Genomic DNA, 13,571 nt, shown 5'->3' with positions numbered 1-13,571 from the left:
TGGAGGTTCGACTGAACCTCCATTTTTTATTTGAGCAGGCATTATACCTGACTTCAGACATTATTTATATTGAAAGGCAGTTTTCGTATGCGCTTGCCCGTAAGGTCGAAAATTGCATTGCACAACGCAGGCGCAAAAGGAGGCAGGGAAGGTTCACCTACACCGCCGGGCTTCTCCTCATTGTCCATGATTTCTACCTCCACCGGCGGAATATCCTGTATCCTCGGCATCCTGTACTGATGGAAATTGGTTTCCACAGCCTTGCCCTCCATAAAATTGGTAGCATGAATGGTGGCGGCGCCCAGTGCCATTACAATACTGCCTTCCACCTGGGCTCTTATGATATCGGGATTTACATACCAGCCACAATCCACTGCCGCATAAACTTTGTCGATGCTGATGCCATTCTCCCCTTTTTTTGACACTTTCACTACTTCTCCCACAATACTACCGAAGCATTCCGCGAAGGCAATTCCCCAGCCTTCATTTTTACCCCGCTTGCTCCAGCCACTCATGGTAACAATCCGATCCAGCAGGGCATAATACCTTTCATGGTCGGGTGAGATATGGCTTTTGCGGAATTCAACCGGGTCTTTGCCTGCTGCCAAAGCCATCTCGTCCCAGAAACTTTCAAAGGCGAAGGAGTTGGTGGATGAATACACCGAGCGCCACCACATCACCGGAATGGGCGATTCGGTAGGGATATCGGCAAACCGGTAATGCGGAATTCCTGCAAAGTAAGGTTCCAGCAATCCTTCTGTGGTACTCCTGTTATAATCTAATTTATCCGGAACAGGAGCCCATTGATGATCCATATTCTGGGCAGCCAGCTTAATCTGCAATGCATTTACCCTGTCGCCGATCAGGCTGGCCTGGCAACCATAAACAGCACCAGGGCGGAATGGCCCCTGGGTCATATCGTCTTCACGGGTCCAGATCACCTGTACCGGCGCTTTAATGGCTTTTGAGATCGCAACGGCCTCATATGTATAATCTGTGAATGCCTTACGTCCGAAGCCACCTCCCAGGAAAGTCATATTCACAATTACTTTTTCCATCGGTAATTTGTACTTGGTGGCCAGGTCCTGCTGTATCCAGTCAGGGCCCTGTATCGGCCCCCAAACTTCGATCCTGTCATCGGTATAATGCGCGGTACAGTTCAACGGTTCCATCGCGCTGTGAGATTCGTAAGGAGTTTCATAAACGGCTTCCAGCTTTTTCTCTGCGTTTCCTAAAATTCTTCCGGCATCACCCTGGGCTTTCTGCGTAAGTCCAGGTTTGGCAAGGTCACTGTGCATTCTAGCAAACAATTGTTCTGTTCCCATCAACTCAATGCCACTATCATCCCATTCAATGCTTAATAATTTTCGCGCCTTCTGTGCCGTCCAGAAATTGTCTGCAATCACTGCAACACCGTGCCTGGTAGCAGCAAATACCGGCATTTCCACCCGTATGATGTCTTTCACACCCTTTACTGCCCTTGCTTTTTTATCGTCTAAGGTTTTGATTTTTCCATGGAAACGCGGACTTCTTTCTACCACAGCATAAAGCAATCCCGGCAGGGTTTTATCAATCCCAAAAACTGCACTGCCGTTGATTTTGGCTGGATTGTCAAGTCTTGGAAGGGGTTTCCCGATCAATTTATAATCTTTCCGTTCTTTCAGTTTTACTTCTTTGGGGAGGGGCAGTCTGGAGGCAGCTTCCACCAGGTCGCCATATCCCGCTTTACGGCCTGTGGAACGATGGATAACGGTGCCATTTTCTGCATAGCATTCTGCTGTCTGTACATTCCAGCCTGCAGCTGCAGCGGCAATCAGCATTTCCCTTGCAGTGGCGCCGGCTCTCAGCATGCTTTTGAATCCACCTCTAACAGTAGAACTTCCGCCTGTGATCTGGCTGCCATATTTTGTCTGGCTGCCTTGCGCAAACTCAACTGCAATCTTATTCAGGTCCACTTCCAGTTCCTCCGCCACAATCTGCGGAATGGTCTGGTATGCGCCCTGACCCATTTCTGCCCGATGGCTGTAGATGGTTACTTTACCCGACTTATCAATGGTTACCCATGCCGTCAGTTCTATACCCTGTGCAACCGCTTCTTCGGGTGTCAGCAGTGCGGGAAGGTCTTTTGCCAGGGCAGGCAGGTAAAAACCGATGGTTAGTGATGCACCGGTCATGCCTGACAGTCGTAAAAAGTTTCGGCGGGAAATTTTTTTGGAATCGGTATTCATATGCAGCAATTGGGTTGACTGTAAAAATCAGTAAAAAGTTAATCATAATTGCTGAAACATTCCGACCGTTTGTCATACCGGGAGCCGATGCTGTTCAACTTTTGTTCACGCATGGTGTGTATTACCAGGCAACGGACGCGGATTCGGGTTATCCAGCAAACGGGTTTACCGTTGCTCCAGATGTCATTCTTTTGCCGGTATGATCAAGTTTCAGGATTTCTCATCCGGACATTCCCGTTGTACCGGAATCATTGACAAATTCGCGGACCGGTTCAGGCGAAAATCCGAAGACATATAACATTTTTAGGGTGCCTGCATTGAAAGAATGCCTGAACTGGCGGACAGAAGATATGCAATCAGCCATTAAATGTATTGAAAGGGAATTCATATATCGTTATACCCCTTTTTTGCGTTATTGATAAAGGGAAACCATTAGATACAGGCTTCCTCACTTGATAAATTTGTTTATTTGTTGTTGTAAAACACACTGGTTGATGAAAAAAAACAGATACCCGCTGGTATTTATATTGATGATGATTTTGAGCTGTTCCCTAAAGGCCCAGCATCGCTGGAAACATGGACGCATGCGGGTAAGCGCCGACGCCCATTCCCTGGAAACATCCAATGGAAGTCCATTTTTCTGGCTGGGTGATACTGCCTGGGAGTTGTTTCACCGGCTGACCTTTGAAGAGGTACAGACTTATCTCAATGACCGTTATGCGAAAGGTTTTAATGTTATCCAGGCAGCCATTCTTGCAGAGCACGACGGCCTTAAAAAACCCAATCAGTATAATTCCCTGCCTTTAAAAAATTTCAACCCTGAGACCCCGAATGAAAGGTATTTCAATCTGATTGATACGACCATCCGGATGGCAGCGGAAAAAGACATGTTTATTGCATTGCTCCCAACATGGGGCGATAAAGTGACCAGGAACTGGGGTGATGGTCCGGCCATTTTTAATGAGCGCAATGCCTATTCTTATGGAAAATGGCTGGGCGACAGGTACAAAAATGAAGAAAATGTCATCTGGATGCTGGGGGGCGACAGGCCAGCCAGGAAGGATACCAGCAACTGGCTGCCGATCTGGCAAGCAATGGCCCGTGGACTGAGAGAGGGAACGAATTACCAGGCTTTTATCACCTATCATACTTCGGGTGGGGAAAGCAGCTCCAGGTACCTGCATTCAGAGCCCTGGCTGAATATGAATACCATGCAGAGCGGTCACGGCAATGGTCATGATGTGCCTGTTTGGGAGATGATCCAGCACGATTACAAACTTCCTTCCCCCAAACCTACGCTGGATGCGGAGCCCAATTACGAAGACCATCCGGTGAATCCCTGGCCGAAATGGGATCCCAAAAACGGTTATTTCACCGATTATGATGTCAGGAAGCAGGCTTACCGATCCGTATTCGCGGGTGGCTGCGGGGTTACATACGGGCACCATGGTGTATGGCAATTTTACAGTGAAAGGGAAGAGCCGATCACACATGCAGACTGGAGCTGGACAGCGGGACTGGATCGTCCGGGCGCCTACAGTGTTGGTTTTCTACGCAAACTGATGGAATGCCGGCCTTTTACCGGCCGGATTTATGATCCGGCTATGATTGTGGACGGACAGGGTAAAAAAGGGGAATTTATTGCTGCATTCCGCGGTAAAGACAACGATTATGCGATGATCTATATGCCGGTGGGAAAAACTATCAGAGTGGATACCCGTTTCATGAAAAGTTCAGATATCAAGATATGGTATTATGATCCGCGGATTGGTCATTTGGTCAGGGGCATTTCAACCTACAGGCATGATATCCTGGAGATCAAACCCCCGACCCAGGGACCAGGGCAGGATTGGGTAGTTGTTCTGGACAATCCAGAATATCAGTATAGGCCGCCCGGGGAATGAAACGGTGAATGGTGAATGGTGAATGGTGAATGGGTTTTTAGGCGAGGTGGTGGGAGGGGGGGGCATCCTGTAAACCTGACCTTTCCTTACGGAACTGGTTGGCGAACCAGGCTACGACAAAGGTCGAGCCTGCGAAATAGGCTGTCAGCAAGGGTTTGATGAATGGTCCAAGGTAACTGGCACCGAACCAATCGCCTTGAGCGTAAAGGATGGACAGCCCCATTATATTCTTGATAATTTCCCAGGCCAGCGCATTGGGGTTTTTATCCATCAGTTCTGTATAAGCGTACACCATCAGGAATACATACAAACCGTATAAAAACATGGCCGGTGAGCCTATAGTGGCAATATTTCCAAAAAGATAACTGATGAACAACAGGCAGAATGTTATCTGCACCCAACTCCAGATATGCATGCCCGTTGAAACCCGGGGATCATATTTTTCAAAATGATAGGGATCGCCAATTTTAAAAACGGGATATTTTGCCGCCACATCTGAAGGGCGCCATCCCGTGGGCATCAGCCAGATGCGAAATTTATCTCTCCAGTCAGCCGCCCTCCAGGCATCCAGGATCAACAGCCATAAGTGCTGGAAATTTATCCTGATAGGATTCCAGGTCTGAACGGGCCGGGTAATGCCATAAACAGGCGGCACAGATTCCAGTTCCTCCTGGTATGTGCCGAAAAGTTTGTCCCAGAAAATGAAAATTTGCGAGTAATTTTTATCGAGGTATTCAGGGTTCAACGCATGATGCACGCGATGATGCGATGGCGTTACTATGATATATTCCAGCCAGCCCATTTTTTTGATATGCCTGGTATGGTACCAGAACTGGGCGAACAGGTGGAGCGGGGCAATAACTGCAATTACGTTTTCCGGCACTCCCAGCAGGGCTGCCGGCAACAGGAAAATAGCAAAGATCTTGACGATGGAGGAGATGCTTTGCCTGAGCGCGCAGGCAAGGTTGAACTCCTCACTACTGTGGTGAATGATGTGGTTGTTCCAGAAAAAATTGTACTCATGTGCAATCCGGTGTGTCCAGTAGCCCGCAAAATCAAGCACAACAAACGCCACTAAGTAGGTCATCCAACCATCCGGCACTTTTAATACGGCCAGATGATCCACCAGCCAGCCATAGCTGATAATGGCGATACTCAGTCCCAGCACATCTTTGGTAACATTGGTTATTCCGGAACTGAGGCTGGAAATCATATCCATATTCCGCACGGTATCAAAACCCCTGCGCCAGCCATACCATTTTTCAAATAATACCAGCAGGAGAAATGCCGGCATGGCAATCAGTAATATTTTTCCGTAGGTTTCCATCTGGCAGCAATCCTTTACTACGAATTTAATTTAATCCCGCCATCTGTTCTTATTTTTATGCTTTCAACATTTGAATCTTTATTTCCTGACATGAAGGCAATCATCATTGGGGGTGGAATCGTTGGTCTCAGCTCTGCGTTCTACCTTGTTCAAAACGGCTGGGATGTTACCATAATCGATAAAGACGATCTCCTGAATAACTGCAGTTACGGAAATGCCGGTTATGTTTGCCCTTCACATTTTGTTCCCCTGGCTACACCGGGCATTGTAAAGCAGGGACTTAAATGGATGTTCAATTCCCGCAGCCCGTTTTACGTACAACCCAGGCTGGATTGGGGTTTGATTGATTGGGGATTAAAATTCATGAAAAGCGCCACTCCCGAAAAAGTGAAGGCTGCGGCGGTTCCGCTTCGCGATATCGCAATTTTCAGCCAGCAGTGTTATGAAAGCTGGCAATCGATCCCCGGTTTTGACCTGGCTTATGAACACAAGGGGCTGCTGGAATATTTTCAAACGCCTGAGAAGGAAGAATATGCCCATCACTTTTGCGGGGATGCGGTAAAACTGGGCCTAGATGCGGTAGTGCTGACACAGCAGGAAGTGCAGGCGATGGAGCCCCAGACCCGGCTGAACATCAAAGGCGCGCTTTATTTTAAGTGTGACGCCCATGTATACCCGAATAAAGTGATGCAAAGCCTGTTGACTTACCTGAAACAGGCTGGGGTGACCTTCCGGCCGAATGAAGCAGTTACCGGTTTTGAAAGCAATTCCGGTAAAATCAAAAAGGTGAAAACCGCCAAAGACGCTTATGAGGCTGATGCGGTTGTGCTGGCCTCCGGGTCCTGGAGCCGCGAACTGGCATCGCAACTGGGAATCAAATTACCCCTGGTTGGTGGCAGGGGTTATTCTGTAACCCTTGAAGACTCTCCCAATAAACTCAATCATCCTGCAGTATTGATGGAAGGCCGTGTGGCGCTGACACCGATGGACGGCAATAAACTACGCATGGGGGGAACCATGGAGATCACATCTACCAGAAACCCGCCGAGGCTCAGCAGGGTGGAAGGGATTTTGAATGCCGTGAAAGGATATTTCCCGGATTATGTATTACCGGCAGCCGCTGAAGCCGATGTTTGGTATGGTTTCCGTCCCTGTTCCGCGGATGGGCTTCCTTATATCGGCAGGAGCCGCGCGATCGGGAACCTGGTGGTGGCAACCGGACACGCCATGATCGGAATGAGCCTGGGGGCGGGTACCGGCAAACTGGTCAGCGAATTGCTGAACGAAGAAAAAACTTCTGTTGACCTGGCGCCTTATCAACCGGAAAGGTTTGCCTGAACAGGAGGCAACTTGTTTAACTTTATTACAGATTGATTGTTATAACTTTTATCAGTTCAACAATTTCAGCATGGACAGCAGCAGTATTTTAATGGATTTCCGGCAGACAGGATATTTCAACGAGATAGTAACAGATTATGTTTCAGGGAACAATGACCTGCGCCCGTTTTTTGAGCATAACGTGAATGACCAGGGGCTTGTAGATGCCATCAGGGCTAGGGAGTCTGCACCGGTGAACCGGGAAGCCCTGGTAGAAGTCCTGCGGACCCAGTATGCATCGCTGGAGGCTTGCAGTGGTCGGGATCACGTAAGCCCGGTGGCTTTGGACCGCGTGAATGCCAATATTGAAAAACTCGCATCCGCCAATACTTTCACGGTTTGTACGGCACACCAGCCTAATATTTTCAGCGGCTACCTCTATTTTATCTATAAAACCATTCATGCCATCAAACTGGCGGAACGGTTACAGGAGCAGCATCCCTACCTTCAGTTTGTTCCGGTCTTTTATATCGGTACGGAAGATGCTGACCTGGAAGAGTTGGGGAAGATTTTTCTGGGCGGGGAAAAACTGGTCTGGAATACCAGCCAGAAAGGTGCCGTTGGAAGGATGAAAACAAAAGGCCTGGACCAACTTGTAAACAGAATTGATGGCGAACTGTCTGTTCAGCCGCATGGAAAGGAATTAATGGCGCTTATACGTACCTGTTACCTGGAAAGTCCGGATGTGCAGACTGCGACTTTCAGGTTGTTGCACAATCTATTCGCCGAATACGGGCTGGTGGTGCTGATTCCTGATCATCCATTGCTGAAGAGGGAAATGACCAGGGTTTTTGAAGACGATCTTTTTCACCATACAGCTTCCCGTGTGGTAGCCTCAACCAATGCCAAACTTGGTGAGAAATATAAAGTTCAGGCCAATCCCAGGGAGATCAATGTGTTTTACCTGAAAGACGATATCCGGAACCGGATAGAGAAACAGGGTGATGGTTTTTTTGTGGTGGATACTGCCATCAGTTTCACGGCAGATGAAATGAAACGCGAGATCATTGAACATCCGGAACGCTTCAGTCCCAATGTTATACTCCGCGGACTTTACCAGGAAACGATACTTCCCAATATTGCCTTTATCGGTGGTGGGGGAGAACTGGCTTACTGGCTGGAGTTGAAGGAATTGTTCCATCACTACAAAGTGCCGTATCCGGTGCAGGTATTACGCAATTCCTTGTTACTGGTTGAAAAGAAATGGGAAGAAAAGATACACAGGCTTGGATTCAGTATAACTGATTTCTTTCAAACTGAACAGGCATTGCTGGATGAACTGGTTAAGCGCGACAGTGCTGCGCAGGTTCACCTGACCAGCGAAATCCGCGATACCAGTGCGTTTTATGAGCACCTGCGAAAGATCAGCGGAAATATTGATAAAACCCTGGAAACCCATGTGAATGCCCTGGAGGCGAAGATGCTGAAGCAACTGAAGGGACTCGAGAAAAAGCTTCTGCGTGCGGAGAAGCGTAAGTTCAGTGACCAGTCGGGCCAGATCCGTACCATAAGGGCGGCCATCTTTCCCAACGGCGGGCTTCAGGAACGCGTTGAAAACTTTATGCCCTGGTATGCCAGATATGGCAGGGATATTATCAGAAAGATTTATGACAACTCGCTCACGACAGAACAGAAGTTTGTCATCATTTCAGTTTGATGTGAAGGCCGGCGGATAATCCAGACATCAGACATCAAACTGATTCGGCTGCCCATCCGTTTTCAGTTTTCCAACTTTTTTGAGAACTTCCTGTTCCAGTTCTGCTTTGTAAGCGGCTACCCGGTCGCCGATGGTGGTATCAAAAGAACCGATCACTGATGCGGCCAGGATACCCGCGTTTTTTGCAGCATTCAAGGCAACAGTTGCCACCGGAATACCGTTCGGCATTTGCAGGATGGACAGCACAGAATCCCAGCCGTCAATGGAGTTGGATGATTTAATGGGAACACCGATAACAGGTAAAGGCGTCAGTGAAGCCACCATTCCGGGTAAATGAGCCGCACCACCCGCTCCGGCAATGATCAGTTTCAATCCTCTTTCCCTTGCTCCCGTTGCATAGTCAACCATTCTTTTTGGTGTCCTGTGTGCCGATACCACAGTCAGTTCGTACGCAATCCCAAACTGTTGCAGCATATCCGCAGCCGCCTGCATGATGGGAAGGTCGGAGTCGGAGCCCATAATGATACCAACTACAGGCTGCAGATTGAGGTTTGAAGTGTGAGGCTGGGTGGATGTGTTCATTTTCGGTCTTTGTATTTTTGGCCTGTTTGGGTGGTCTGGTTTAAGTATTGGGCAAAAGAACAGATTTTCTATTGAATAATATCGCCCTTCAGTCTCATCAACTCCGTTTCTGCAAGCTTAGCGTTGAAGCGTGCCGAGATAAGCCTGTTGTAGGCGTCTTCGAGGCTGATCTGGGCTTCCCGCAGTTCCAGATAAGTGCTTACTCCCTGTTTGAATCTCTCAAGGGCAATGAATACGTTTTCCCTGGCCAGGAGTATGTTTTCCTCCTCGAGTTTCAGGTTCTTTTTCTGAAGTTCATAATCCTTGAAAGCATTGTTCACCTGTACATCGAGCAGGGTGCGCTGGTTGTCGAACAATAGTTCCTGCTGCAGGATATCTATACGGGCCTGCTGCTCCAGCCTCCTGGTGTTAAACCCGTTCAGGATGGGAATGCTCAGGCTGAAGCCATAGTTGAATCCAAGGTTCTGGTTAAAGAGGGGGGTAAAAGTATTGATGACCGCTTTGTTTTGAAGCCGGTTGAAATTATAGGCAGAATTAAAATTCAGGATCGGATATTTTTCGGCTCTTCTTTCCTTTAATACAAGGTTGGCAATGTCGATGTTTTTTCGGGCAATCAGCATCTGTGGGTTACCGTTGTCGAGGTCATTGCGCACCGCATCAAGTGTCAGCTCATAGTTGATGGGAATGGTATCAAGCACATCATAATAAGCCGCCTTATCAATGCCGATCAACTGGTTCATCTGTTCTTTCAGCTGTTCAATGAGGGTGTTTTGCTGAAGTTGTGAAGCTGTATAGGCATTCAGGTCAACCTTGGCCTGCAGCAGTTCGGGTTTTGCACCGAGCCCCACACTCAGTTTTTTATCCGCCAGTTTTACCCTTTCTTCACTGATGCTTTTCTGTTCGATGATAGCTTTTAACTGCTGTTTCTGCCTTACTATGCTGTAGTAATTGGAAACCACATTGGCAACGGTGTTGACCATCTGACTCTTTACGCCCAGGGCACCGAGATTCTCCAGTTCCGCCAGCCTGTCGCGGGTGGCAAACATTTTCATTCCGTCAAACAGGGTCCAGTTCAGGTTGATTGCAGCCTGCAGGTTGTTTGATTTCAATCCTGAAGTATCCCTTTTGGTGCCATTGGCAAGTTCCTGTTTCTGGGCGTTTACATTCCAGACCTTGCTGGCACTGGCATTGAGCCTGGGCAGGAATGCCGCATAGGCATAACTGTTATCAAGGGCAAAAGCACTGGAATCATTTTTGGCCAGCCTGATGTCATAGTTGTTTTTCAATGCCAGGGCAATTGCCTGCTCCAGCGTTAATATGTCCTGCGCCGAGACCTGCAATCCGGCAAACAAGAGTATTGTTACAATAGGTCCTATTCTGAATTTCATACAATTTTTGTTTATGCCGATACCGGTACGGTAACAGCTTCATCCAGGTGGCTGTGTGCACTCTTTTTGGTGGAAAGATAGGAATACATGGCCGGGATCACATACAGGGTAAGGATCAGTGAGAACATGATTCCACCAACTATTACAACCCCCAGCGGAATACGGCTGGTGGACGCGGCACCCAGCGATAAAGCCAGTGGCAGTGCACCGAGTGACATGGCCAGGCTGGTCATCAGGATCGGACGTAACCTGCTGACGGCGGCCTCAATTACTGCCGGCCCCTTGTGAAGCCCTTCAATACGCTTATGGTTGGCAAATTCCACAATCAGGATTCCGTTCTTGGTTACCAGGCCTATGAGCATGATCATACCGATTTGTGAGAATATATTCAGCGTCTGGTCAAAGATCCAGAGTGATAACAGGGCACCTGCAATGGCCAACGGTACCGTGAACATGATGATCAAAGGATCGACAAAACTTTCAAACTGGGCTGCCAGGATGAGGAAGATCAGGCCAAGGGCCAGCAGGAAAGCAAAGCTGGTATTGCTGGCGCTTTCCTTGAAATCCCTTGATGAACCGGTCAGCGAGGTGGTGAAACTGTCGTCCAGCAATTTGTCTGCAATTTTTTCCATTTCAGCCACACCGTCACCGATGGTTTTTCCCGGGGCTAAGCCGGCAGAAATAGTGGCCGATTTATACCGGTTAAAGTGATAGATCGTAGGCGGGGTGGTTTCTTCTACAAAAGAAACAATATTGTCCAGTGAAACTGTTTGCCCGGTTGAGCTTCGCACGTAAACTGTTTTCAGGTCGGTTGGCTCATCACGGTCGCTTCTTGCAAGCTGTCCAATGACCTGGTATTGTTTGCCATCCTTGGTGAAATATCCAAGCCTGCGATTACTCAGGGCCAGCTGCAGGGTAGAGGAAACGTCTTCAATGGAGACCCCCAACTGGCTCGCTTTCAGCCGGTCTATATTGATGCGCAATTCCGGCTTGTTGAATTTCAGGTCAGCATCGACCCCCTGAAATACAGGATTCTTACCTGCTTCATCGAGGAACCTGGGCAACACTTCCCGGATCTTATCAAAGTTTACATTCTGCACCACAAACTGCACCGGCAGGCCGCCCCTGCGGTTTACCTGGATGGTTTGTTCCTGGATGGCAAAGGCACGGCCTTCATTGAAACGGGGAAGGTTCCGGTTTACCATATCCACAATCTCCTGCTGGCTGCGCATCCTTTCCTCAGGATCTACAAGAACCATCCTCAAAAAGCCTGAATTCACCGATCCTCCACCCAGGAATCCGGGGGCAGTAACGGTAATCATCACCTTTTTTTCCGGAACGGAGTCCATTACAAACCTGCCAATTCGGTCAATGTACTGGTCCATATAGTCATAGGAGGTTCCTTCAGGAGCGGTGATGGACAAGCGAAACTGACTACGGTCTTCCATAGGAGCCAGTTCAGATTGCATGTTCCTTCCGATAAAATAGATAATGGCGAAACATACACCAATGATCACAAATGCAAACCAACGTAAACGCATAAACGCAGTTAAAGTCCTGCGGTATGAATCTTCCATCCAGCGGAAGAATGGTTCGGTTTTATTATAGAACCAGGAATGTGTATGTTTTTTCCGGGTCAGTTTTACGTTCAGTACAGGTGTAAGTGTCAGGGACACAAATGCCGAGATAAGTACTGCACCGGCTACCACAATGCCGAATTCCCGGAATAATCTTCCTACAAATCCTTCAAGGAATACAATCGGCAGGAACACTACAGCCAGGGTAATGGATGTGGCAATTACCGCAAAGTAAATTTCCTTGGATCCTTCTTTGGCGGCCTGCCATTTATCCATGCCCTTCTCCATCTTTTTGAAGATGTTTTCCGTCACAACTATTCCGTCATCCACCACCAGGCCGGTAGCCAGTACGATGGCCAGAAGGGTCAGTACATTGATGGTAAAACCGAAAAGATACATGATGAAGAAGGCGCCGATAAGAGATACGGGTATATCGATCAATGGCCTGATGGCGATAATCCAGTCGCGGAAGAAGGCATAAATGATCAACACCACCAGAATGAATGCCAGTAAAAGGGTTTCCTCCACTTCCAGGATGGAACGTTTGATGAATTGGGTCTGGTCGAGTGCGATATCAGTGGTAAGGTCTTCGGGAATTTCCTTTTTGATCTGCTCGTAACGTTTATAGAATTCATCGCTGATGGCAACATAGTTGGAACCAGGCTGCGGGATGATGGCAAGCGCGATCATCGGAATGCTGCTTTCCTTGAGTATGGTTTCCTCATTTTCCGGACCCAGGACCGCTTCACCGATATCCTTTAATTTAATATCGGATCCGCCAACGTTCCTGATGATGATGTTATTAAACTCTTCTTCCGTATTCAGCAGGCCGAAGGTTCGTACAGAGAGTTCTGTAGCATTTCCTGAAATTTTGCCGGATGGCAATTCCACATTCTGGCTGCGAAGGGCTGCCTGAACATCTCCTGGTGTGAGTCCATAGGCGGAGAGTTTTGCAGGGTCAAACCAAATCCTCATGGCATACCTCTTTTCTCCCCAGATCTGTATTCCGCTCACTCCCGGAATCGTCTGCAATCTTTCCAGCAGGTTATTGGTGGCATATTCCGTTACCTGTAACTGGTTGCGGGTATTACTTTGCACTGTCATTGACAGGATGAAATCGGAGCTGGCATCGGCCTTTGAAACTACCGGCGGAGCATCCAGGTCATCGGGCAGGGAACGCACGGCCTGTGATACTTTGTCGCGTACATCATTGGCCGCTGCTTCCAGGTCAATGGAGAGATCAAACTCCACAGTGATATTGCTGGTTCCCTGGCTGCTGCTGGAGGTAATATTCTTCACACCTGCGATTCCGTTCACCGCTTTTTCCAGCGGTTCGGTGATCTGTGATTCAATGATATCGGCATTGGCGCCGGGATAAGAAGTGCGGACGTTCACAATGGGCGGATCAATGGCCGGGTAATCGCGCACGCCCAGAAACTTATAACCGATCAGGCCGAACACGATGATCACTACGTTCATCACGATTGCCAGGACCGGTCTTCTTAAACTCAGTTCGGATATATTCATCTTG

Annotated in this window: 8 protein-coding genes; 3 read left to right on the top strand and 5 right to left on the bottom strand. The window is 48.3% G+C overall.

Annotated features, from left to right (window positions below):
* Nucleotides 1–53: 53 nt before the first annotated feature.
* Entirely contained in the window at nt 54–2,228 is a 2,175-nt protein-coding gene (locus tag BC349_RS02595; protein WP_222840053.1) for a xanthine dehydrogenase family protein molybdopterin-binding subunit, read from the bottom strand.
* Between the two features lie 494 nt (nt 2,229–2,722).
* On the opposite strand from BC349_RS02595, the gene BC349_RS02590 reads away from it, so the two are divergent.
* On the top strand, nt 2,723–4,132 hold the full coding sequence (locus tag BC349_RS02590; protein WP_246456753.1) for a glycoside hydrolase family 140 protein: 1,410 nt from the start codon (nt 2,723–2,725) through the stop codon (nt 4,130–4,132).
* A gap of 37 nt (nt 4,133–4,169) precedes the next feature.
* Here BC349_RS02590 and BC349_RS02585 read toward each other — a convergent pair whose 3' ends face one another.
* Nucleotides 4,170–5,459: a sterol desaturase family protein gene (locus BC349_RS02585; RefSeq protein ID WP_187255182.1), complete on the bottom strand. Its 1,290-nt coding sequence runs from the start codon at nt 5,457–5,459 to the stop codon at nt 4,170–4,172.
* Between the two features lie 90 nt (nt 5,460–5,549).
* Here BC349_RS02585 and BC349_RS02580 point away from each other — a divergent pair, with 90 nt between their 5' ends.
* Together BC349_RS02580 and bshC are read left to right on the top strand one after the other, a co-directional pair.
* Complete coding sequence (locus tag BC349_RS02580; RefSeq protein ID WP_187255181.1) at nt 5,550–6,797, top strand: NAD(P)/FAD-dependent oxidoreductase; 1,248 nt, start codon at nt 5,550–5,552, stop codon at nt 6,795–6,797.
* A gap of 70 nt (nt 6,798–6,867) precedes the next feature.
* A complete protein-coding gene (gene bshC / locus BC349_RS02575) occupies nt 6,868–8,493 on the top strand; it encodes a bacillithiol biosynthesis cysteine-adding enzyme BshC (RefSeq protein ID WP_187255180.1) in 1,626 nt (541 codons plus the stop codon).
* 27 nt (nt 8,494–8,520) lie between these two features.
* Here bshC and purE read toward each other — a convergent pair whose 3' ends face one another.
* The 3 genes from purE to BC349_RS02560 form a co-directional block, all read right to left on the bottom strand.
* Entirely contained in the window at nt 8,521–9,075 is a 555-nt protein-coding gene (purE, locus tag BC349_RS02570; protein ID WP_187255179.1) for a 5-(carboxyamino)imidazole ribonucleotide mutase, read from the bottom strand.
* Between the two features lie 68 nt (nt 9,076–9,143).
* On the bottom strand, nt 9,144–10,463 hold the full coding sequence (locus tag BC349_RS02565) for a TolC family protein (RefSeq protein WP_187255178.1): 1,320 nt from the start codon (nt 10,461–10,463) through the stop codon (nt 9,144–9,146).
* An 11-nt stretch (nt 10,464–10,474) separates the two neighbouring features.
* Nucleotides 10,475–13,567 (bottom strand): efflux RND transporter permease subunit, encoded by a 3,093-nt coding sequence (locus BC349_RS02560; protein ID WP_187255177.1) that lies wholly within the window; start codon nt 13,565–13,567, stop codon nt 10,475–10,477.
* Nucleotides 13,568–13,571 lie beyond the last annotated feature (4 nt).

The organism is Flavihumibacter stibioxidans, assembly GCF_014332695.1.
Taxonomy (GTDB): Bacteria; Bacteroidota; Bacteroidia; order Chitinophagales; family Chitinophagaceae; genus Flavihumibacter; species Flavihumibacter stibioxidans.
This window is presented reverse-complemented; position numbering and strand designations above follow the sequence as displayed.